This is a genomic window from Brevundimonas sp. TWP2-3-4b2 (assembly GCF_049897345.1).
Classification (GTDB): domain Bacteria; phylum Pseudomonadota; class Alphaproteobacteria; order Caulobacterales; family Caulobacteraceae; genus Brevundimonas.
Window position 1 is genome coordinate 1 of sequence record NZ_JAFCWB010000014.1, and the last position, 1,156, is coordinate 1,156.

Annotated in this window: 1 protein-coding gene; it reads left to right on the forward strand. The window is 68.9% G+C overall.

Going from position 1 to position 1,156, the window contains the following annotated elements:
• Positions 1 to 1,083: OmpA family protein (locus ACP7AS_RS13085; RefSeq protein WP_426029297.1), on the forward strand; the 1,083-nt coding region annotated here is incomplete at its 5' end.
• Positions 1,084 to 1,156 lie beyond the last annotated feature (73 nt).

Below are 1,156 nucleotides of genomic sequence, written 5' to 3' on the forward strand. Positions count from 1 at the left end.
GGCTGGTACGGGGCGGTTGACGCCGGTTACCATACGTTGGGCGAAGTAGAGACGATCTCGCAGACGACGGGGCCGCAGTTCAACATCGAGACCCAGGACGACTGGGCCGCGTTTGCGCGTCTGGGCTACCGGTTCGATCAGAACTGGCGCGTCGAGCTTGAGGGCGGCTATCGCCAGAACGACCTCTCCTCGATCGTTCGCCCGACCGCCGGCATTCCGAGCGGTGTGTGCAACATTACCCCGAGCACCGGTGCCTGCGTCGGTCCGAACGGCTCGCTGAAGGCTGCCAGCCTGATGGTCAACGTGCTGTTCGACTTCGGCAGCGCCGACAGCGCCCTGCGTCCGTTCATCGGCCTGGGTGCCGGCGTCAACCGCGTCGACACGTCCTTCATCGGCACCTTCGGCGGCAACCGCACCGTCGGCGTCGGCGCTGACGACAGCTCCACCAAACTGGCCGCCCAGGGCATCGCCGGCCTGGCGCTGGCGCTGGGTGATCGCGCCCACCTGGACCTGACCTACCGCTACCTGGTGTCGAACATGGAGTTCAACACCTTCGTGTCGTCGGCCCCGGCGGCCATCGGTCCCTACCAGGGCCGTTATGACGACAGCCACACCGTGACCCTGGGCCTGCGCTATGCGTTCGGTGCCGACGAGCCGGCCTATATCGCGCCGCCCCCGCCGCCCCCGCCCCCGCCGCCTCCCCCGCCGCCGCCCCCGCCGCCGCCTCCGGTGGTTCAGGTTCCGGCCGCGCGTGAGTTCGTGGTCTATTTCGACTGGGATCGTTCCGACCTCACGGCCGAAGCCGCCTCCGTCGTCACGCAAGCCGCCAACTACGCCAAGTCGGGCCGTCCGACCCGCGTGCTGGTCGTCGGCCACGCCGACACCTCGGGTTCGGCCGCCTATAACGTCGGCCTGTCCAACCGCCGCTCGCGCACCGTTGCCGATGCGCTGGTCGCCCAGGGCGTCAATGGCGGCGTGATCTCCCTCGACGGCAAGGGTGAAACCGCCCTGGCCCGCGCCACCGCCGACGGTGTCCGCGAGCCCCTCAACCGTCGCGCCACCATCGGCATCAACTTCCGCTAAACCCGGAAGGCCGATCGGCCAGACAACAGAACCGCCGGTCCCCATAGGGGCCGGCGGTTTTGCTTTGCAGGGT